Below are 20,578 nucleotides of genomic sequence, written 5' to 3' on the forward strand. Positions count from 1 at the left end.
GAACCTCTTCTTAATCAGGCTGCGCCGGTGAAGGCGCAGCCCCTGTGTTAGCTGCAAATCCGCGCCACGGCTCGCGCGAATCGCGCCAGCCCCTCTTTCACATCCTGCTCAGGAATAATCAGTGAAGGGGTGAAGCGCACCACATCCGGCCCGGCGATCAGGGCAATCACGCCCTCTTCATTGGCCAGTTGGGTGATCTGTTTTGCCTTGCCGGCATAATCCTGGGTCAGTTGGCAGCCAATCAACAGGCCGCCACCGCGGATCTCAGAGAAAATCGGGTACTGCTGGTTAATCTTGTTCAAACCGTCGAGGAACCACTGGTGACGCTGTTTAACCCCTTCCAGCACTTCCGGCGTGTTGATGATCGAGAACACCGCACCTGCCACCGCCGTCGCCAGCGGGTTACCGCCGTAGGTGGTGCCGTGAGTGCCGACGCCCAGGGTTTTAGCCAGTTCGTCCGTGGTCAGCATGGCGCCGATGGGGAAGCCGCAACCCAGCGCTTTCGCGGTGGTCAGCACGTCCGGGACTACGCCGTATTGCGTATAGGCATACAGCTCGCCGGTACGGCCCATGCCGGTTTGTACTTCATCGAAAATCAGCACCGCATCGTGACGATCGCACAGCTCACGCAGACCCTGCAGGAAAGCGGGATCGGCCGGCAATACACCACCTTCGCCCTGAATCGGCTCGACGATCACCGCACAGGTGTGGTCGTTGATCACTTCGGCGGCGGCCGCCAGATCGTTGAACGGCGTGTGGGTGATGCCGCCCGGCAGCGGGGCAAAATCTTTGGAATACTTCGGCTGGCCGCCGGCAGAAACGGTAAACAGCGTGCGACCGTGGAAGGCGTTGTTGAACGCCACAATCTGGTTCTTGCTGCTGTTGCCCTTGTCCAGCGCGCGTTTGCGTGCCAGCTTCAGTGCCGCTTCGTTGGCTTCCGCCCCGGAGTTACAGAAAAACACTTTGTCGGCAAAGGTGGCGTCAATCAGCTGCTTTGCCAAACGCAGTACCGGCTCATTGGTGTAGCCATTGCCCAGATGCCACAATTTGCCCGCCTGTTCCACCAGCGCCGCCGTCACCACCGGGTGAGCGTGGCCCAGCGCGTTGACCGCGATACCGCCGGCGAAATCGATGTACGACTTACCCTGTTGATCCCAGACCTGCGAGCCTTCTCCCCGTACCAGAATAAAATCAGCGGGGGCGTAAACCGGGACCATCCAGTCGTCGAAAGACTGGCGGGTAACTGCGATTGGCTGTTCCATAATGACCTCATAACTTCAGCAAAGACTGAATTTTGACTGTAAGGGCCGCTCCTGCCCGGATGTTCCACCACAAAGCAACAAAAACCACGCCGTCGCTGCCACTTTTCGACCGGTGATAACTCTGCCTTTCACCGTCTATTCAGAAACAAATCTGTTACATCAAACGCGTTTTTCGCTATTTATGCCGGGTATCGGGTCCTGGAACGGGGAATAAATGTTAACGAGCAGTTAAAATACATGCCGTTTGATAAAGAGTGTAGAGCAGCTATCGTGCCAAACTGGGATTTTCGGCGATTTTTGCGTTTTTTTACGCTAAAACAACGGCTTACAATGCATACTTATTCAATAAATATGCATTGGTAATGAATAATTGAAAAAATAAGGCTAAAAATCATCGTTGGCTGCGAAATCCTATTCAATTACAAAAAACTTCAATAATTCTGATCGCGCTCGCAAAAATAATTTGGCCTGATTTGCGTCCGATCACACTTTTGCCCCACATCGGTGCAGAGAATGCACCACATACGGGCAAAGCCGCGTCAATTCAGGCTCTGCGCGACAAACAGCCGCCCCGAATCGGGCGCCTCCGTGGGCAACCTCCGCGCCAGATCTCATATTTGTTAACTTACCGAACAAATTGTTGACAGTCTGAGGACGCGATAATAGGTTAATTTCAATGGAACACGTGTTCCATGATGAAAAAACACACACCACATCGACTGCACAGCATCGGGGTTATCATGGCTCATTTCTGCTTGCGTACTAACCAGAGGATTACCGGGGCCGCACTGGCCGTGCTGTTGGGCCTGCCGGTTTCTGCCAGCGCCAACACCCGCATCACCTTCGCCAACTATTTGCCGAATGATTACATCAACAAGGTGATTAAAGACTTTGAGGCGGCGCATCCGGACATCCAGGTGCAGTCGATCAAATGCGGCTTCGCCGACTGCCACCAAAAGCTGACCACCGCACTGGCCGTTGGCCAGGGAGCCGCCGATATTTTCAGCGTCAGCACCATCAAGCTGGGTAGCTTTGCCAACTCCGGCGGGCTGAACAACCTGAGCGCCCCACCGTTCAGTATCGATAGCCAGGGTTGGCAGTTTGATCCCTCGATGATCAGCCTGGCGAAGGGCAACGACGGCAATATCTATGGCGTGCCTTACGACACTGGCCCGGTGATCATGATCTACCGTAACGACATGGTGCAGAAGGCAGGCGTGAAGATTGAAGACATCACCAAAAGCTGGGACAGCTTTATTGCCTTTGGGGAAAAACTGAAAAAAGAGCAAGGCGCTTACCTGCTCCCGGCCGCCACCAGCCTGATCAACCCGTTGGTGGTGGGCATGAACAGTGAACCGGGCAAGCCGGTGTACACCAAAGACGGCAAACCCAATCTCGACTCCCCGCAAATCAAACAGCTGATGACGGTGATCAAAACGCTGTATGACAAAGGGCTGGCTGCCTCGCTCGACGGCTCAACCAACTCGCAGGAATACATCAAGCTGTACCGTCAGGGGAAACTGTTCGCGGATATCGACGGCCCGTGGGACGAAGGCCGGATTGAGCAGGAGCTGGATCCGGACGGTGCCAAAGCCGGGCTGTGGCGCGTCACTGGCGTACCGGGCAATATCAAGGTCAATGCCGGCGGCACCACGCTGGTGATCCCGAAGCAGAGCAAAAACGCTCCGGCAGCCTGGCAGTTCATTCAGTACTTTATGCAGCGTGACGTGGTGATCGACGCCGCGAAAACCGCCGGTACCCTGCCAGCCCGTCTCGACGTGTATAACGCGCCCTACTTTGACACCCCGAGCAGTATTCTCGGCGGTCAGCATTCGATGCGCTACTACGCCAGCCTGGTGCCGGATCTGAAACCGGTCGCCTCATCGCCGGAGGACAACATCGCCAACGAAATCCTTAACGAAGCGGCGAAGAAAATCCTGGTGCAGCATCAGGACATCGACAGCACCCTGCGCGATGCCAACAAGCTGCTGGAACGTCGGATGCGTGCTTTGTAATCATCAGATACGGCGGTCAGTCGGCCGCCGACTTTATATTTCCGTCGGTTCGGGGAGTCTATGCGTAAGCGATTTTTCAAAGGGCTGCTGCACGATCACCGCACCGCCTACCTGCTGCTGCTGCCGTTTATGCTGCTGTTCGCGGTGTTCAACGCCTTCCCGATCTTCTTCTCGGCGTTTCTGTCATTTCAGTCGTGGAACCCGGTAAAAGGCCTCAGTTCGATGAAGTTTGTCGGGCTGGATAACTTTTACTATGCCTTCACCGACGATGCCTTCTGGGTGTCGCTGGTCAACACCATCAAAATTACGCTGGTGTCCGGTCTGTGCCAGCACCTGTTCGCCATCACTCTGGCCTACTCGCTGCTGCACATCATCGTGCGGGGCCGACGCTTTTTGAAGGCGGCGATCTTCCTGCCCTACATCACCTCTTCCGTCGCCGTCAGCCTGATAGTGTTCAACCTGTTCTCCCCGGTCGGCATGGTCAACGAACTGCTCAGCGGGCTGGCGACCCGGCTGCACCTTGGCGCGCTGGCGGCCGCCTTGCCGATCAACTTCTTTGACAGTGACTGGATCCGCTTCACCATCGCCAATCAGGTGACCTGGAAGTTTACCGGTATCAATACGGTGATCTACATGACTGGCCTGGCGTCGATCTCACCGGACCTGTACGAAGCGATTGAACTGGACGGTGCCGGCCGCTGGCAGAAATTCCGCTATATCGCCCTGCCGCTGTTGGCCCCCTTTATCTTCTTCGCCACGCTGATGACGTTGATCGGCAATATGCAGCTGTTCAATGAACCGATGATCCTGACGCAAGGGACCGGCGGCGTCGACAACAGCGGCCTGACGGTGTCGATGTACGTGTATAAAACCGGCTGGTCCTATCTGGATATGGGCACCGCTTCGGCAATCTCCTGGATCCTGTTCCTGTTGATAGCCGTGGTCAGCGCACTGGTATTTTGGGGCTTTGGCAACCGCGGGGGATTAAAAGATGAACGCTAACGGACGCCGTTTTGACACCGGCAAGCTGGTGATCTACCTGCTGGTCTCGCTGTTTGCTTCGCTGTCACTGTTCCCGTTCTACTGGTCGGCCTTGCTGGCAACGCAGGACACCCGCAGCATCATGGGCATGTCGCTGCGCTTTGGCAGCCACCTGCTGGAAAACTACCGAGGGCTGGAACAACAGGTCCCCTTCACCCGCTCGCTGATCAATACCCTGTATGTCACCGCCATGGCCACCCTGACCAGCGTGCTGGTGTCCGCCGCCGCGGGCTACGCCTTCAGCGTTTATCAGTTCAAGGGCAAGAAGGTGCTGTTCACCACCCTGATGCTGACCATGATGGTGCCCAGCGTGGTCAACCTGGTGCCCTATTTCTTCGTGATCAAAAGCGTCGGCCTGCTGGATCAGTTCGCCGCCGTCTGGCTACCGGCCGGGGTCAACATCTTCGGTATTTTCCTGGTACGCCAGTACGTCAGTTCCTCGCTGCCCAGCGAAATCCTCGACAGCGCGCGTATGGATGGCCTGAACGAACTGCAGATCTTCCTGCGTATCGGCCTGCCGCTGATGCGCCCGGCACTGCTGACGGTGGCGATCGTGGTGGTGGTCGATACCTGGAACAACTTTATGCTGCCGCTGGTGGCGTTACAGTCACCGGACAAACAAATTCTACAGTTGGTGCTGCGTAGCCTGAGCGGTGCCACCGCCACGCCGTGGAACCTGGTGATGACCGGCAGCTTCCTGGCGATCGTGCCGCTGCTGATCGCCTTTATCTTCTCTTCCAAACAAATGATGGAGAGCCTCACCCGTGGGGCGGTCAAAGGGTAACTTATGCAATCAATCGATATTTACCGCGATCACAGCACCGCTGAGCGCCAGCAAGTGATCCTGTTTGCCACCGCAGAGGACGCACTGCCTGCCACCTTGCAAAATGCCGGTCTGCAACGGGCAGTGGTCGGCACGCTTTATCCGCTCGGCGACAGTCGTTTTGCTCTCAATATCGGCACGCCGCTGACGCCCGCCGCGTTGCAGGACGCCGGGGCCATTATCGCAGCCGGGCAAAAAGATTTCGGCTTGCAGCAGCTACGCCTGACGCTAACGCCAGAGCTGCCGGCAGAGGCCGAGAGCTGGCGCTGGCTGCTGTTCGGCCTGCGCCTGGGGGCTTATCGTTATCAGCATCACGACAGTGCGAAGCTCACCGACCCCACCCTGCCGCTGAACAGCCAGGATGCGACCACCCAGGCGCTGTGCGACTGGGCCAATCTGCATGCCGAAGGGGTGATCATTGGCCGCGAGCTGATGAACAAACCGGCCAATATTCTCTACCCGGAAAGCTTTGTGGAAGCGGTAGCCCAACTGCCGTTCAGCCACCTGCGCCAGGAAGTGCTGGGGGATGAACAAATGGCAGCACTGGGCTTTGGCGGCCTGCTCGGGGTGGGCCAGGGCAGCGCCCGTGCATCGCAGTTGCTGATCCTCGATCACCATCCGGCCAACGCCCGCCACACGCTGGCGCTGGTCGGCAAAGGCGTCACCTTCGACAGCGGCGGCATCAGCATTAAAGGCGCGGCTCGCATGAGCACCATGAAGTTCGATATGGGCGGCGCGGCGGCGGCGGTGGGCGCGATGCGAATCATCGACGCGTTGCAATTACCAATCCGCGTCATTGGCCTGTGCGGGCTGGTGGAAAATATGCCCTCCTCACGCGCCCAGCGCCCCGGTGACGTCGTCACCATGCACAACGGCAAATCGGTAGAGATCATTTCGACCGACGCCGAAGGTCGCATGGTGCTGGCCGACGCGATCAGTTATGCCCAGCAACGCTTCCAGCCGGATTATCTGCTGGATATCGCCACCCTGACCGGCGGTGCAGGCGTAGCGCTGGGCAAGGAATATGCCGCCATGATGGGCAATGACGAGGCTTTTCTGGCGCAGGTCAGCCAGGCGGGCAAAGTCAGCGCAGAACCGGTCTGGCCGATGCCGCACGGCGGTTGGTATCGCGGCGTGCTGAAGTCTGAATTTGCCGACTACCGCCACGGTGGCGAAGATCCGCACGGCAGCCCGTGCGTGGCGGCGACCTTTATCAGCGAGTTCGTGCAACCGGGCCAACGCTGGGCACACCTGGACATCGCCGCCATGTCGACCGATATGCCGCACCGCAAGCTGTACGCCAACGGCGCATCCTCATTCGGCGTGCTGTTACTGGCACGGCTGAGTTCCCTGCTTGCCGAAACGGAGCACTGATGGCCTACGTAGAACTGCTTGATATCAACAAACGCTATGACAACGGCTATCAGGCCGCCAGCAACGTGAATCTGCAGGTGGAGAAAGGCGAGTTTGTGGTGCTGCTCGGCCCATCGGGCTGCGGTAAATCCACCACCCTGCGCATGATCGCCGGGCTGGAAACCCTGTCCTCCGGCGAATTGCGGATTGACGGCGAACGCATGAACGAGGTGCTGCCCAAATACCGTGATATCGCCATGGTGTTCCAGAGCTATGCACTGTACCCGCACATGACGGTGTACGAGAACATGGCGCTGTCGCTAAAAATCAAAGGGATGGCCAAGGCGGAGATCGCCAACCAGATTGCCGCGGTCGCCGAAATGCTGCACCTGAGCGAGTTCCTGCAGGTTAAACCCGGTCAGTTGTCCGGTGGCCAACGCCAGCGGGTGGCGCTCGGTCGGGCGATTGTCCGGCGACCCAAGGTGTTCCTGTTCGATGAGCCGCTGTCCAACCTCGATGCCAAACTGCGCAACCGCATGCGCCAGGAGCTGTCGGCGTTGCACAAGGCGATCGGCGCCACCATCATCTACGTCACCCACGATCAGGTGGAGGCGATGACCATGGCGGACAAAGTAGTGATCATGAACCAGGGCAAAGTGCAGCAAATCGGCACGCCGCTGGATCTTTATCACCGGCCGGTTAATCGTTTTGTCGCCGAGTTTATCGGCTCACCGCAGATGAACCTGTTTGAGGTCCAGGTCCAGGTTCAGGGCGAGCAGATTGTGCTGCAGGGCGATTCGGGATTGGTGTTGCCGCTGGCGGCGGCCGACTTCCCGGCGCTGAGCCCTCTGCACGGTGCCTGGCTGACGCTGGGCTGCCGTCCGGAGGCCTGTAGCATCAGCGCGCCACTGGCGGAGCCGCATCTCAGCGGAACGCTGGTATACAGCGAAAATCTGGGGGCAGAGAGCAATCTGTTCGTACAGGGTGACAACGGCGCGCAGTACATCGTGAAACAGCATACTCAATTGCAGCACTCGCAAGGGCAACCACTGGCGGTGACGCTGGATACCACCGCGTTGCACTTTTTTGATCCGCAAACGGGCGAACGGTTGGCGGCATGCGGGGAAACGGTGTTACCGACCGGCGTTCTGTGAGACCCTATCACCGCTGCGCGACCCTACCGCAGCGCCCTGTTTTCCGTTGAGTATTCGCCCCATGCCGATTAAAAAAGTCACCTCTCACGATGTCGCCCGCGTTGCCGGTGTGTCACGCACCGTGGTTTCCCGCGCCTTTTCCAATCAGGGCCGGGTGTCGCAGAAGAACCGTGAACTGGTGATGCGTGTCGCCAGCCAACTGGGCTACGCGCCGGACGCCATCGCCCAGAGCCTGCACACCGGAAAAACCGGCTTTGTCGCGGTGGTGGTTAACCACTTTCACGACCTGTCTGACCTTGAGTTTTTCGACCGTTTGGTGGAGCAGTTGCAAAACAGCAACCGACAGGCGGTGATGATCCGGCTGGAAGGTATCGCAGATCCGGCCGGCTACCTGAAGCAAACCATTTCCTATCACGTCGATTCTGCCGTGGTGTTCGCCGACAACATCAGCGCCCGCGCCGCGAAGGATCTGTTCCGCATTGCCACACCGATTATGCTCAACGGCCTGGCGGGTGACGCCCTGTGCGATGCGCTCAACGCCGACGAGGCCCCCAGCCTGCAACAACTGGCGGCGCTGATGGCGCAAAAGGGTCAGCGGCGGGTGGCGGTGCTTGGCGGGCGCAGCAGCGCCAAAGGGGAACAGCTACGCCAGCAGACCTTTTTAGCCCAGGCGGCACAGCAACAGTTGCAGATCGTGGCCCAGCTCAGCGGGGATTACAGCTACCAGAGTGGTTTCACGCTGGCACCGCAGCTGCTGGCGGCACAGCCGGCCCCGCAGGCGATCTTCTGCACCGCAGATTCCATGGCAATGGGGGTGATGGATTATATTCGTTTACATACGTCGTTGCGGATCCCGCAGGACGTCGCGGTCTACGGCTTTGACGATATCCCGATGGCCGCCTGGCCGAGCTATCAACTGACCTCGGTGCGGCGGGATATCAGCGCGATGATCGCCGCCATTGTGCAACTGATAGAATTACGCAGCAGCAGCCCGCAGGCCGCGCCGCAGCAGGTGACCATCCCCACCGAACTGGTGGTTCGCGCCTCCTGTTAACCCTGCTTTTCAGCGGGTGCTAATGATCTCGGCATCGCGTAATTCCGGTGCCGCCATGCCGCTTTGCCACAGCCAGTATTGGATCGGACCGGGGCAGTTGAGGCTCACCACCTTGTGGTTGCCGTGTTTATCGACGGCATGGATAGTCACCCCCTCGGTGTAACCGTCCTTCAGGTAGTTCAAATCATCTATCGCTTCATACACCGCCTGATCCAGCGTCATGCCCATCTTCATGTACAACACCACGGCACGGCTGGTACCGCAACGGATGGTCATTTCCCCGGTGTGGGTACAGGCGCAGGCCCCATAGCGGCTGTCGGCATAAGAGCCGCTGCCGATGATTGGACTGTCCCCCAAACGGCCCGGGTATTTCCATGCCCAACCCGAGGTAGAGGTGGCCGCACTCAGGGTACCCCCGCCATCCTGCGCCAAGAACACCGTGGTATCGCGCACTCGCTCGGGATCGGTGGCGTTGTTCGACAAGCCGGCCAGCGGAATATTCGGCCAGTCGCGGCGCTGTTCCGCACTCATCGCCTGCTCCAGCTTTTCCCACCACACGCGTTTGGAGTCGGCAATCAGGTTGTCGCCCGCCAGTGCGCCAATTTCGGCAGCAAAACGTGCCGCCCCGGCACCGACCAGGATCTCGTGGTTAAGATCTTCCATCACCCGGTAAGCCACCTCCACCGGATGCAGGAACCCTTGCAATGCCCCTACCGCACCGGTGCGCAAGCTGTCGCCGTCCATCACCGAGGCATCCAGCTCCATCTCGCCCAGGACGTTGGGCCAGCCGCCATAACCCACAGTGCGCACGCTCGGATCCAGCTCCACCAGCTTGATGCCGTCAACGATGGCGCGCAGGCCATTGTGCCCCTGCTGCAGCCGTTCGGCCGACAGACCGATCCCCGGATGTCCTTCAGAGTTTGCAATCACAATCATAGGATTTTGTTTCCCGCACGGCGTTGAGCGCCCAAAGAGAGGCACCGGTATTTCCGGTGTTCAGTGCCAATGGAACACGTGTTCCATTGGTGTTTAAAAAGTATCTTCGCCTCGCTGAAAAGTCAAACTCAGGCGGCAAAAAGCGTGGCTTGGCACGCCTTTTCTCAACGTGCTACCGGGCCAGCAAACGTGCGCCATTCAACTACACTGTGATCTCGACCGAAAAGCGCATGAGGAGCCATGATGTCCAAGAAAACTGTAGACCCAACCCAACCCGCCGCTCAGCACGATATCCGTACTTTTCTGGATGCGTTGAATGCCGGGGGCGGCAAGCCGATGGAACAGATGAAACCGAAAGAGGCGCGTAAGGTGCTGGAAGGCGCGCAACGTAGCGTCGAAGTGCCGCTGCACGAGGTCGAAATCAGCGAGAAAACCATTCATGTCGAGGGGCAGGACATCCTGCTGCACATCGTGCGACCGGCCAAGGTCAAGGAAGCACTGCCGGTATTTATGTTCTTCCACGGCGGCGGTTGGGTGCTGGGAGATTTCCCTACCCATGAACGGCTGGTGCGCGATCTGGTTTACAGTTCCGGAGCGGCGGCGGTGTTCGTTAACTAGACCCCGTCACCGGAAGCTCATTACCCCACCGCCATCAATCAGGCCTATGCCGCCACCGAGTGGGTGGCGGAATACGGCGAGAAAATCAACGTCGACGGCTCCCGGCTGGCGGTAGTCGGCAACAGCGTCGGCGGCAATATGGCGGCGGTGGTCAGCCTGATGGCCAAAGAGAAAGGCACCCCGGCACTGCGCACGCAGATCCTGCTGTGGCCGGTAACACACGCCAGCTTTGATACCGACTCTTACCACCAGTTCGCCGAAGGCCACTTCCTGACCCGCAACATGATGAAGTGGTTCTGGGACAACTACACCACCGATAAAGCCCAACGCAAAGAGATCTACGCCTCACCGCTCAATGCCACGCTGGAACAGTTAAAAGGCCTGCCACCGGCCCTGGTGCAGACCGCCGAGCTGGACGTGCTGCGCGACGAAGGCGAGGCCTATGCCCGGTTGCTGAATGCCGCCGGGGTAGAGGTCACTTCCACCCGCTATAACGGCCTGATCCACGATTATGGCCTGCTGAACCCCATTGCCCATGTGCCGGCGGTGCATTCCGCCATCCACCAGGCCGGACGGGCGCTCAAGCATTATCTGGCCTAGGTTAATCGGCATAATGGCAGGCCACCCGATGCCCCGCAGCCACTGTACGTAACACCGGAGCCTGCTCCCGGCACTGTGCGGTGACCTGCGGACAACGGGGATGAAAACGACAACCCTGCGGCGGTTGCGCCGGGTTTGGTAGTTCACCCCGCGCCATCGTCTGCGGTTGGCGTTGCGGATCCAGACTGGGCACCGCTGCCAGCAACGCCTGGGTATAAGGATGGCGCGGTTGGCGAAACAGGCTGTCGCGGTCTGCGCTCTCGACAATCTGGCCGAGATACATCACCGCCACGTCCTGACACAGGTGCTCCACCACCCCGAGATCGTGCGAAATAAACAGGAAGGTCACCCCCTGCTGCTCCTGAAGATCGGAAAACAGGTTGATGATCTGCGCCTGAATCGAGACGTCGAGCGCCGAAATCGGCTCGTCGGCGACGATAAATTCCGGCTGCAGGATCAGCGCGCGCGCAATTCCGATACGCTGGCGCTGGCCACCAGAAAACTCATGCGGAAAACGCCCATAATGCTGGGCCGACAGTCCGCAGATCTCCATGGTGTCGATCACCCGGTCACGCAATTCGCTTTTCTGCGCCAGCCCGTGTTGTAACAGGGCTTCACCAATCGCATCGCCAATACGCATCCTCGGGTTCAGCGAGCTGTAGGGATCCTGAAACACCAATTGCATCTTCGGGCGCATCTCACGCAGCCGACGCGGGCTGAGCGCATCCAGCGCCTGGCCGTTGAACAACACCTCACCGGCGGTTTTATCATGCAGCCCCAGCAGCGTGCGACCAACGGTGGTTTTCCCACTGCCGGACTCGCCCACCAGGCCGAAAATCGTGCCTTTTCGAATACCGAAACTGACATCATCTACCGCCCGCAATTGCCCGGTGGTCCGGCCGAACAGGCCTTCCCGCAGCGGAAAATGCTTCTTCAAGCCTTTGACTTCCACCAGCCACTCAGCCGACATGAATACGCCCTCCCGCATTCAGAAAACAGGCCGACTGACGCTGCAATGTGCCATACAACGGCGGAATGCCGTCGCGGCAGCGCGCACTGGCCTGAGCACAACGATCGGCAAACGCACAATGGTCCGGCAGCTTGGCCAGATCCGGCACCTGACCGGGGATCGAATACAGCCTGCGCCGCCGCTGCCCGGCCACCGGCCGCGAAGCCATCAGCCCCTGAGTGTAAGGGTGCTGGGGGTTAGCCAGTACCTCATGCGTCCCCCCCTGCTCGACTATCCGCCCGGCGTACATCACCACCAGTCGGTCGGCCATCTGAGCAATCACGCCAAGGTCGTGGGTAATCAACATCATCGCCATGTTATTTTTGCGGGTCTGCTCACGCAGCAGTGCCAGGATCTGCGCCTGCACGGTGACGTCCAGCGCGGTGGTCGGCTCATCGGCTATCAACAGCGCCGGGCGACAGCTGATGGCCATGGCAATCATAATGCGCTGTAACATGCCGCCGGAAAGCTGGTGCGGGTAGCTGGTCATCAACTGTTCCGCCCGCGCCAACCCAACCTCGGTAATCAGCGCCGTCGCCTCACGCCAGGCGACCTTCGGCGAAGTCCCACGATGGCGGATCAGCGGTTCCACCAACTGTTCGCCGATGGTCAGCACCGGGTTCAGCGCGCTCATCGGTTCCTGAAAAATCATCGCCAGCCGGTTGCCACGCAGATCGGCCATCTGCTGCGGCCGCAGCTTCAATAAATCCTGACCGTCGAAGTGGATTTCGCCGCCGTCAATTTGCGCCAGCGGCTGCGGCAATAGCCCCATCAGCGCCATGGCGGTGACGCTTTTACCGCAGCCGGACTCACCGACCACTCCCAGCGTCTGTCCGGCATGCAGTTCAAAACTCAGTTGCTGCACCGCCTGCACCCGACCCTGCTCACCATTGAAGGCCACCGACAGTTGATTAAAAGCCAGCAGGGGTCGGCTCATGGTTTTACTCCGTTCATTTTCGGATCGAGCGCGTCCCGCAGACCGTCACCCAGAATATTGATCGCCACCACGGTGATAAAAATCGCCAGGCCCGGCGGCATCCACAGCCAGGGACGACGCTGAAAGTCGATCAGGCTGTTGGCGGCATCCATCATGTTGCCCCACGACGGCGTAGGCGGCACCACACCCAGCCCCAGATAGCTGAGTGCCGACTCACTGAGAATGGCATTGGCAACGCCCATGGTGGCCACCACCACCAGGATCGGAATGGTGTTCGGCAGCAGATGGCCGAACAGGCGCCGCCGGGTGGACAGCCCCAGCACTTCGGTTGCCAGCATGAAGTCACGCTCACGCAGCGACAGGATCTGCCCCCGCACCAGCCGCGCCAGCGACGGCCAGCCCAGCAGGCTGAGCATAATCATCACCATATAGATGCGGTAATCCGGCGAGACGTCCAGCTCGGACAGCATCGCCCCCATAATGATCAGCAGCGGCAGACTGGGGATGGTCATCAACAGATCGGCAAAGCGCATGATCAGCTTGTCCACCATGCCGCCCAAATAGCCGGACAGCGCCCCCAGCAGGTAACCGAGCGTGACGGACAGCAGCATCGACACCAGGCCGATGGTCAGCGAGATGCGCCCCGCCAGCAACAGGCGGGTGTAAATATCGCGGCCAAGAAAATCCGTGCCGAGCCAGTGCGCCGCATTGGGGGCCTGATTGATGTTCAACGCATCCCCGGCATCGTCCTGCCAGGGCGACAGCATCGGCCCAAAGAGGCACAGCACCGCCAATATCAGCAGCAACAGCAGCGAGAGCATCGCCAACCGGTGACTCCGCAGCCGTTGCCAGGCCTGAGCGGTCGGGGGCGGCGACAGTTGCGCCAGCGCCGGAAGCTGCGCCTGCCGCCAGCGGCGACGGCGACCAAAAAACAGCGTTGCCAGCATGTTCACCTCAAACGAATTCGTGGGTCGGCATAGGCGTACAGAATGTCCGCCAGCAGATTGCCCAAAATGGTCAGCACCGCCAGAAACAGCGTGAAGCCCATCAGCACCGGATAGTCACGTGCGGCCAGCGAGTCAATGTGGATGTGCCCCGCCCCAGGCCAGTTGAAGATTTTTTCGGTGATCAGCGCGCCGGAAAACAGTGCCGGTAATTCAAAGCCCAGCAGCGTGATAATCGGCAACAGCGCATTGCGCAGCGCGTGTTTGACGACCACCGTTTTTTCTTTCAGGCCTTTGGCGCGTGCGGTGCGGATATAGTCCATGCGGATCACGTCCAGCATGCTGGCGCGGAAATAGCGTGTCAGGGTGCCGGCCTGCAGCATCACCAGCGCCAGCACCGGCAACAGCAGGTGTGCCGCCACTTCCGCTACCCAGGCCAGCCCGGTCGCTTCGCTGCCGGTACGCAACATGCCGCCCGCGGGCAGCCAGTGCAGGTCGACGGCGAACCATTTGATCAGCAGCAGGCAAAGGAAAAAGGTCGGAAATGACATGGCGCCGAACACCGCCACGGTGACCAGATGATCGAACAGCGAATAGGGTTTCATCGCCGAAGCCACGCCCACCGCCAGAGCAATGCCCCAGTACAACACCAGGGCGACCGAAGCCAGCAGGAACGAGTTCCAAATATACTGATTCAACAAGGTGCTGACCGGGATTTGGTACTGCAGCGAAAAACCGAGGTTGCCTTGCAGCAACTGGCCGAGCCAGTGCCAATAGCGGATCAGCAGCGGCTGGTCCAGCCCATACAGCGCCCGCAGCTCGGCGGCACGTTGCGGCGTCAGGTTGATGTTGCCGTCAATAAAGTCGCCGGGGGTCAGCGCGAAGATAAAGAAAATCAGCAGTGACGCCAGCAACAGCATTGGCAGGGTTTGCAGCAGGCGGCGCAGGATAAAGTTTCTCATGGTGTTTTCCATCACCGCCGCACGGGGGAGCGCGGCGGTGCCTTGCCGTTACTGGGCCAGTTTGACGTCCGGCAGGCTGCCGGTCAGGCCATTGTAGACATCCGGTTTAAAGCCGGTGACGCGGGCACTGCTGGCACTGAGCACTTTACGGTTGCCCAGCAGGATCACCGGCGGATCTTCGGCCAGCACCTGATACAGCTGGTGGTACAGAGGCTTGCGCTGCCCGATATCCAGCGTGGCGTTAGCCTGGCTAATCAGCTTGTCCGCCTGCTGATTGTTATAGCCGGTCTCACTCACCTGGCTGATGAAATCGCGCACCCCGTCATGCGGGTCATTCAGCCCGCTGGTGCTGAGCGACGCCAGGTCATAATTCCCTGCCTTGCGCTGTGCCAGCAACGCGTTGAAATCCAACACCTGTGGCTTTAACAGCACGCCAATCTGCTGGTAGTTGTCTTTGGCGATCGGCACCAGGGCGTCATTCAGCAGCTTTTTTGTCACCAGCAGCGTCAGTTCCAGTTTTTTACCGTCTTTTTGGCGAATGCCGTCGGCACCCGGTTTCCAGCCGGCCTGATCGAGCAATTGCTTCGCCTTGTTGACGTCATAAGCGTAAGGATTGATGCCTTGCGGATCATAGGCCCAGGAAACGGGAGAGATGGGCTGATTCGCCACCGTGCCGTATCCCTGATACACCACGGTGATCAATTTTTGGCGATCCAGCCCGTAGATCAACGCCTGACGTACGCGCGCATCCTGCAATGCCGGGCGCTTAAAGTTGAAATCCACCCGGCTGTAGTCGCTGGAGCTGTACAGGTTGATATTGGCGAAGCCCAACAGCTTCAACTGCTCGATATCGTCCGGCTTGGAGGTAAAGGCGTCGTAATCGGTTTCACCGGTCTGAAACAGCTGGAAGTTGGTGGTCGGGTTGGTCACGCGGTAAATAAAGCGGGCCACCGCCGGCGGGCCGAGGTAGAAGTTCGGGTTGGCGTGAAAACGGATCTCCTGCCCCGGTATGTATTTGTCGTAAATATAAGGGCCGTTGCCCAACGGCTTGCCGTTCAGCGCCCGCACGCTCTCCAGCTTGCCGCGTTGGTAATCCTTGCCGTAATAGGCCTTCGACAGCACCGGCCCGCCAATCAATAACAGGGTGGTGGCGCCCGGTTGGGTGGTGGTGATCTGAAGGGTGCGATCGTCAATCACCTTCAGCCCGCTGATAGCGGGGGCGGTGCCGTTTTTGTATTCCGCCCCACCCTGAATATGCGCTGGGGCAATGTCGGTGTCACCGTCATAGGCGGGGTCATGCAGCAGCGTCAGAGTAAAGGCGATGTCTTCCGCCTTGATAGGCGAACCGTCGCTGTAGACCAGATTAGGACGCAGCTTGATGGTATAAACCAGATTATCCGCGCTGACCTGCCAGGACTCCGCCAGGCGCGCTACCGGTTTGCCTTCACTGTCCAGGCCAATCAACCGGGTAAAGATCACGTCGGTGACGTTTTCGTCCCAACCGTTGGTAAACAGATAAGGGTTAAAATTGCCCTGCGGCTCGAGGATACCGGCCACTACGGTGTCTTTGCGCAGCTTGGCTGCCGCCGGCACCAAACTGGCATCGCTCGCCGGAGTGATCCCTTCCGCCAGCGTTTCCGCCTGAACACTGAATGAAAGGCCTATCGCACTGGCCAGCGCCAACGGCACCAGTCGTTTTTGCAACAGTCTGTTTATATTATTTTTTATTTTGCTCACCCACTGCCCCTTGTCTACCCGTTGATAAAATGTGACAAAATTTATCGAAGAGTAATGGGCAGCCGGAGGGCTGTCTAACAACGAAACCGGCATTCCATTGCCGAAAAAAGCATTATGAATTTTTCTATTGCGATACCCGGCCAAGCCGCATGACTCAGCCTGTCGGTTCGAGCTGCCGGATAAGTTTGGCTAAGGTTTTGATTGCCGCCTCGTGCTTGTCGCTCCAGTCAAAAGAGGCGTTCAGGCGGAAGCAGTGGTTGAAATGGTTGCCGGTGGTGAACATCCGGCCCGGCGCGATACTCACGCCCAATGCCAGCGCACGCTGATACAGTTCCATCGACGACAGCGCGGGATCCAGCTCCAGCCACAGGAAATAGCCGCCGTCGGGCTGGCTGACTTTAACGGTAGGCGGAAAATGGTGGGCGATCGCCTGACGCATCATGCTTTGGCGCTGCGCCAGCAAGCGACGCAAACGCCGCAGGTGGGTGTCGTAGCCGCCATGCAGCAGGTAGTCGGCAATCGCCAACTGGGTGGGTACGCTGGTCGATACGGTGCTCATCAGCTGCAACCGCTGGATCTGCTGCGCGTAGCGCCCCGCCGCCACCCAACCGACACGGAAGCCCGGTGCCAGGCATTTGGAGAATGACGAACAGTGCAGGATCTGCCCTTCGCTGTCCCACGCCTTGGCCGGCTGCGGCCGCTCGGCGCTGAAATACAACTCGCCGTAAACGTCGTCCTCAATCAAGGAAATCTGCCGCTCACGCAGTAAGTTCACCAGCCGCTGCTTGTTGTCGTCCGACAGGCTGGCCCCCAGCGGGTTCTGGAAGTGGGTCATCAGCCAACAGGCTTTGATCGGGTATTGCTCCAGCGCCTGCTCCAGTGCGCCCAGATCGATACCGTCCTGCGGATGCGTGGCAATCGCCACCGCCTTCAAGCGCAGCCGCTCCAGTGCCTGCAATGCGCCATAAAACGCCGGTGACTCGATCGCCACGTAGTCCCCCGGCTGGGTCACCGCCTGCAGGCTGAGGCTCAGAGACTCCATCGCCCCGGCGGTAATCACGATTTCGTCCGGCGCCACCTGCATGCCGCTCAGGGCATAACGCTGGGCAATATGGCGGCGCAGCGCTTCATTGCCGGGCGGCAGGTTGGCCAGTGAGCTGTGCGGCGTAAACTTGCGTGCCACGCTGCTCAGCGCCCGCGCCAGCTTCGGTTGGGCAAACAAGGTGGCGTCGGGAAACGCCGAACCAAAAGGCACAATCTCCGGATCCTGGCATGCCTGCAGCACATCAAAAATAAAGGTGTTGATATCCACCTGCTCGCTCAGTAACAGCTTCTCGCCGTGTACCGGCTGCGGCAACGGCTGCGGGCGCGCCGCCACGTAATAACCGGACTGCGGCCGCGCGACGATCCAGCCCTGACTCTCCAGCAATTGATACGACTGCACCACCGTCATCAGGCTCAGCCCGGCGCGTTTGCCACTTTCACGCAGCGACGGCAACTTGTCCCCCGCCCGCCATACCCGGTTCTGGATCTGTTCACGAATCTGTTGTGCAAGCTGCTCGTATCTGGTCATAGGCCCTAACTGTTATATGAAAAAGTGAAATAACTGTCACTATTATAGTTAATGTACTCCGTGCTTAACTTGGCGCCAAGCTTTCGAGAGAAAAATTACCGCTATACTGAAGAGGCCATTTTATGTACAACCCAAGGAGGCGCCATGCTGGGTCTTGATGCACTGGAACTTGCCAGAATACAGTTCGCCTTCACCGTTTCTTTCCATATCATTTTTCCGGCGATAACCATCGGCCTGGCCAGTTACCTGGCGGTGCTGGAAGGGTTGTGGCTGAAAACCCGTAACGAAACTTACCGCGATCTCTATCATTTCTGGTCAAAAATTTTCGCCGTCAACTTCGGCATGGGCGTGGTTTCCGGCCTGGTGATGGCCTATCAGTTCGGCACCAACTGGAGCTTCTTCTCCGAGTTTGCCGGCAGTATCACCGGCCCTTTACTGACCTATGAAGTGCTGACCGCCTTCTTCCTGGAAGCCGGTTTCTTGGGGGTGATGCTGTTCGGCTGGAACCGCGTCGGCCCTGGCCTGCACTTCTTCGCTACCTGCATGGTGGCGCTGGGTACGCTGATTTCCACCTTCTGGATCCTGGCGTCCAACAGCTGGATGCAAACGCCGCAGGGTCACGAAATCATTAACGGCCAGGTGGTGCCGGTCGACTGGCTGAAAGTGATTTTCAATCCGTCATTCCCGTACCGGCTGTTGCATATGTCCACTGCCGCCTTCCTGTCTTCGGCGTTCTTTGTCAGTGCCTCCGCCGCCTGGCACCTGTTGCGCGGGCGCGATACTCCGGCGATGCGCAAAATGCTGTCGATGGCGATGTGGATGGCGCTGATTGTCGCGCCGATACAGGCGATGATCGGCGATGCCCACGGCCTGAATACGCTGAAATATCAGCCGGCAAAAATTGCCGCCATCGAAGGTCACTGGGAAAATGCACCGGGTGAAGCCACCCCGCTGATCCTGTTCGGCTGGCCGGATATGCAACGCGAGGAAACTCGCTTCAAGCTGGAGGTGCCCTACCTGGGCAGCCTGATCCTGACCCACAGCCTGACCGAGCAGGTACCGGCGCTGAAATCCTTCCCGCCTGAGGACCGCCCTAACTCCACCGTGGTGTTCTGGTCGTTCCGCATTATGGTGGCACTGGGTATGTTGATGATCCTCGCCGGGGTCTGGAGCCTGTGGCTGCGTTGGCGCGGCGGCCTCTATCAGTCCCGCCCCTTCCTTTACTTCATCCTGTGGATGGGCCCTTCCGGGCTGCTGGCCCTGCTGGCGGGCTGGTTCACTACCGAAATTGGCCGCCAGCCGTGGGTGGTGTATGGCCTGCTGCGCACCAAGGATGCGGTCTCCGCACACGGTGACCTGCACATGAGCATCAGCCTGCTGGCGTTTATCATCGTCTACTGTTCGGTGTTCGGCGTGGGCTATTCCTACATGATGCGGTTGATCCGCAAAGGGCCGCAGCAACATGAAGGCCACGAAGATGACACCGAAGGCCGACCGGCGCGTCCGCTGTCTGCGGTGAAAGAAACTCTGGATGACAGGAGCTGAGCATGGGCATTGATCTTCCGCTGATTTGGTTTGTGATCATCGTCTTCAGCACCATGATGTACGTGGTAATGGACGGCTTTGATTTGGGTATCGGCATCCTGTTCCCCTGGGTTAAGGACAGCGGTGACCGTGATGTGATGATGAACACCGTCGCCCCGGTCTGGGACGGCAATGAAACCTGGCTGGTGCTGGGCGGTGCGGCGCTGTTTGGCGCCTTCCCGCTGGCTTACGCGGTGATCCTCGACGCGCTGGCTATTCCGTTGACGCTGATGCTGTTTGGGTTGATCTTCCGCGGCGTGGCCTTTGAGTTCCGCTTTAAGGCCACGGCGGAAAAACGCCACATTTGGGACAAGGCGTTTATCTGGGGCTCTCTCTTCGCCACCTTCAGCCAGGGCGTGGTGGTGGGTGCCATCATCAAGGGTTTCCCGGTCAACGGCCGCACCTATGCCGGTGGCGCCCTCGACTGGCTGACGCCGTTTGCGCTGTTTTGCGGGCTGGGGCTGGTGGTGACCTATGCGTTACTCGGCTGCACCTGGCTGGTGATGAAAACCGCCGGTGACCTGCAGGCCCGCATGTACCGGCTGGCAACGCCACTGTTGGCTACCCTGCTGCTGGTGTTGGCGGTGGTCAGTATCTGGACGCCGATTGCCCACCCGGAGATCGCCACCCGCTGGTTCTCGCTGCCGAATCTGTTTGTGCTGTTACCGGTGCCGATCCTGGTGCTGCTCAGCGCCTGGGGCATTCAGCATGGGGTGAAAAATGCGGCGCACTACTCACCGTTCCTGCTCACCCTGCTGCTGGTATTCCTCGGCCTGAGTGGGTTGGGCATCAGCATCTGGCCACTGCTGATCCCACCGTCTATCACCCTGTGGCAAGCCGCCGCGCCGCCGCAAAGCCTCGGCTTTATGCTGGTGGGCGCGCTGTTTATCATTCCGATAATTTTGGTTTATACCTTCTGGAGCTACTACGTGTTCCGCGGCAAGGTCAGCCATGAACATGGCTATCACTGATGAGG

The 20,578-nt window shown here is 59.1% G+C and carries 16 protein-coding genes and 1 pseudogene; 9 read left to right on the forward strand and 8 right to left on the reverse strand.

What is annotated here, in order from left to right; all coding sequences use genetic code 11:
• Positions 1–47: 47 nt before the first annotated feature.
• Positions 48–1,262, reverse strand: coding sequence for an aspartate aminotransferase family protein (locus QOT07_RS14780; protein ID WP_085117212.1), 1,215 nt, complete (start codon positions 1,260–1,262; stop codon positions 48–50).
• A 692-nt stretch (positions 1,263–1,954) separates the two neighbouring features.
• Between QOT07_RS14780 and QOT07_RS14785 the strand changes: the two genes are divergently transcribed.
• The 6 genes from QOT07_RS14785 (at position 1,955) to QOT07_RS14810 (ending at position 8,702) form a co-directional block, all read left to right on the forward strand.
• Entirely contained in the window at positions 1,955–3,277 is a 1,323-nt protein-coding gene (locus QOT07_RS14785) for an ABC transporter substrate-binding protein (RefSeq protein WP_283603412.1), read from the forward strand.
• Between the two features lie 60 nt (positions 3,278–3,337).
• Positions 3,338–4,279, forward strand: coding sequence for a carbohydrate ABC transporter permease (locus QOT07_RS14790; RefSeq protein ID WP_099064317.1), 942 nt, complete (start codon positions 3,338–3,340; stop codon positions 4,277–4,279).
• Positions 4,269–5,102, forward strand: coding sequence for a carbohydrate ABC transporter permease (locus QOT07_RS14795; RefSeq protein WP_099064318.1), 834 nt, complete (start codon positions 4,269–4,271; stop codon positions 5,100–5,102). The genes QOT07_RS14790 and QOT07_RS14795 overlap by 11 nt, the downstream gene beginning before the upstream one ends.
• A 3-nt stretch (positions 5,103–5,105) precedes the next feature.
• Positions 5,106–6,515: a leucyl aminopeptidase family protein gene (locus QOT07_RS14800; RefSeq protein WP_283603413.1), complete on the forward strand. Its 1,410-nt coding sequence runs from the start codon at positions 5,106–5,108 to the stop codon at positions 6,513–6,515.
• Complete coding sequence (locus tag QOT07_RS14805) at positions 6,515–7,648, forward strand: ABC transporter ATP-binding protein (protein ID WP_261426411.1); 1,134 nt, start codon at positions 6,515–6,517, stop codon at positions 7,646–7,648. Before QOT07_RS14800 ends, QOT07_RS14805 begins: the two co-directional genes overlap by 1 nt.
• A 61-nt stretch (positions 7,649–7,709) precedes the next feature.
• Positions 7,710–8,702, forward strand: coding sequence for a LacI family DNA-binding transcriptional regulator (locus QOT07_RS14810; RefSeq protein ID WP_232519111.1), 993 nt, complete (start codon positions 7,710–7,712; stop codon positions 8,700–8,702).
• A 9-nt stretch (positions 8,703–8,711) separates the two neighbouring features.
• Here the strand turns inward: QOT07_RS14810 and QOT07_RS14815 are convergent, their stop codons facing one another.
• Positions 8,712–9,638 carry a glycosylasparaginase gene (locus QOT07_RS14815; RefSeq protein ID WP_283603415.1) on the reverse strand — a complete coding sequence of 309 codons (927 nt, stop codon included), beginning with the start codon at positions 9,636–9,638 and terminating at the stop codon, positions 8,712–8,714.
• 243 nt (positions 9,639–9,881) lie between these two features.
• Here QOT07_RS14815 and QOT07_RS14820 point away from each other — a divergent pair.
• Positions 9,882–10,856, forward strand: a pseudogene (locus QOT07_RS14820) (alpha/beta hydrolase).
• A 1-nt stretch (position 10,857) separates the two neighbouring features.
• On the opposite strand, the gene QOT07_RS14825 reads toward QOT07_RS14820, so the two are convergent.
• The 6 genes from QOT07_RS14825 to QOT07_RS14850 all read right to left on the reverse strand — a co-directional run bounded on the left by QOT07_RS14825 (position 10,858) and on the right by QOT07_RS14850 (position 18,018).
• Entirely contained in the window at positions 10,858–11,826 is a 969-nt protein-coding gene (locus QOT07_RS14825) for an ABC transporter ATP-binding protein (RefSeq protein WP_283603416.1), read from the reverse strand.
• Positions 11,816–12,802 carry an ABC transporter ATP-binding protein gene (locus QOT07_RS14830; RefSeq protein ID WP_099064324.1) on the reverse strand — a complete coding sequence of 329 codons (987 nt, stop codon included), beginning with the start codon at positions 12,800–12,802 and terminating at the stop codon, positions 11,816–11,818. Before QOT07_RS14830 ends, QOT07_RS14825 begins: the two co-directional genes overlap by 11 nt.
• On the reverse strand, positions 12,799–13,749 hold the full coding sequence (gene opp4C / locus QOT07_RS14835) for an oligopeptide ABC transporter permease (protein ID WP_283603417.1): 951 nt from the start codon (positions 13,747–13,749) through the stop codon (positions 12,799–12,801). The genes QOT07_RS14830 and opp4C overlap by 4 nt, the downstream gene beginning before the upstream one ends.
• 2 nt (positions 13,750–13,751) lie before the next feature.
• Positions 13,752–14,708, reverse strand: coding sequence for an ABC transporter permease (locus QOT07_RS14840; protein WP_283603418.1), 957 nt, complete (start codon positions 14,706–14,708; stop codon positions 13,752–13,754).
• 48 nt (positions 14,709–14,756) lie between these two features.
• Positions 14,757–16,445: an ABC transporter substrate-binding protein gene (locus tag QOT07_RS14845; protein ID WP_283603419.1), complete on the reverse strand. Its 1,689-nt coding sequence runs from the start codon at positions 16,443–16,445 to the stop codon at positions 14,757–14,759.
• 154 nt (positions 16,446–16,599) lie between these two features.
• Positions 16,600–18,018 carry an aminotransferase-like domain-containing protein gene (locus tag QOT07_RS14850; RefSeq protein WP_219016457.1) on the reverse strand — a complete coding sequence of 473 codons (1,419 nt, stop codon included), beginning with the start codon at positions 18,016–18,018 and terminating at the stop codon, positions 16,600–16,602.
• A gap of 144 nt (positions 18,019–18,162) precedes the next feature.
• Between QOT07_RS14850 and QOT07_RS14855 the strand changes: the two genes are divergently transcribed.
• Both QOT07_RS14855 and cydB read left to right on the forward strand, forming a co-directional pair.
• Positions 18,163–19,563, forward strand: coding sequence for a cytochrome ubiquinol oxidase subunit I (locus QOT07_RS14855; RefSeq protein ID WP_085117220.1), 1,401 nt, complete (start codon positions 18,163–18,165; stop codon positions 19,561–19,563).
• A gap of 2 nt (positions 19,564–19,565) precedes the next feature.
• Positions 19,566–20,573: a cytochrome d ubiquinol oxidase subunit II gene (gene cydB / locus QOT07_RS14860; protein ID WP_129934341.1), complete on the forward strand. Its 1,008-nt coding sequence runs from the start codon at positions 19,566–19,568 to the stop codon at positions 20,571–20,573.
• Positions 20,574–20,578 lie beyond the last annotated feature (5 nt).

It is taken from the genome of Serratia proteamaculans, assembly GCF_949794035.1.
In the GTDB taxonomy this organism is placed as follows: domain Bacteria; phylum Pseudomonadota; class Gammaproteobacteria; order Enterobacterales; family Enterobacteriaceae; genus Serratia; species Serratia proteamaculans.

Coding starts and splice junctions, on each gene's coding strand:
- QOT07_RS14795 (WP_099064318.1), top strand. CDS start 4,269: ATGAACGCTAACGGACGCCGTTTTGACACCGGCAAGCTGGTGATCTAC.
- QOT07_RS14830 (WP_099064324.1), bottom strand. CDS start 12,802: ATGAGCCGACCCCTGCTGGCTTTTAATCAACTGTCGGTGGCCTTCAAT.
- QOT07_RS14790 (WP_099064317.1), top strand. CDS start 3,338: ATGCGTAAGCGATTTTTCAAAGGGCTGCTGCACGATCACCGCACCGCC.
- opp4C (WP_283603417.1), bottom strand. CDS start 13,749: ATGCTGGCAACGCTGTTTTTTGGTCGCCGTCGCCGCTGGCGGCAGGCG.
- cydB (WP_129934341.1), top strand. CDS start 19,566: ATGGGCATTGATCTTCCGCTGATTTGGTTTGTGATCATCGTCTTCAGC.
- QOT07_RS14805 (WP_261426411.1), top strand. CDS start 6,515: ATGGCCTACGTAGAACTGCTTGATATCAACAAACGCTATGACAACGGC.
- QOT07_RS14815 (WP_283603415.1), bottom strand. CDS start 9,638: ATGATTGTGATTGCAAACTCTGAAGGACATCCGGGGATCGGTCTGTCG.
- QOT07_RS14825 (WP_283603416.1), bottom strand. CDS start 11,826: ATGTCGGCTGAGTGGCTGGTGGAAGTCAAAGGCTTGAAGAAGCATTTT.
- QOT07_RS14780 (WP_085117212.1), bottom strand. CDS start 1,262: ATGGAACAGCCAATCGCAGTTACCCGCCAGTCTTTCGACGACTGGATG.
- QOT07_RS14800 (WP_283603413.1), top strand. CDS start 5,106: ATGCAATCAATCGATATTTACCGCGATCACAGCACCGCTGAGCGCCAG.
- QOT07_RS14810 (WP_232519111.1), top strand. CDS start 7,710: ATGCCGATTAAAAAAGTCACCTCTCACGATGTCGCCCGCGTTGCCGGT.
- QOT07_RS14785 (WP_283603412.1), top strand. CDS start 1,955: ATGATGAAAAAACACACACCACATCGACTGCACAGCATCGGGGTTATC.
- QOT07_RS14850 (WP_219016457.1), bottom strand. CDS start 18,018: ATGACCAGATACGAGCAGCTTGCACAACAGATTCGTGAACAGATCCAG.
- QOT07_RS14855 (WP_085117220.1), top strand. CDS start 18,163: ATGCTGGGTCTTGATGCACTGGAACTTGCCAGAATACAGTTCGCCTTC.
- QOT07_RS14840 (WP_283603418.1), bottom strand. CDS start 14,708: ATGAGAAACTTTATCCTGCGCCGCCTGCTGCAAACCCTGCCAATGCTG.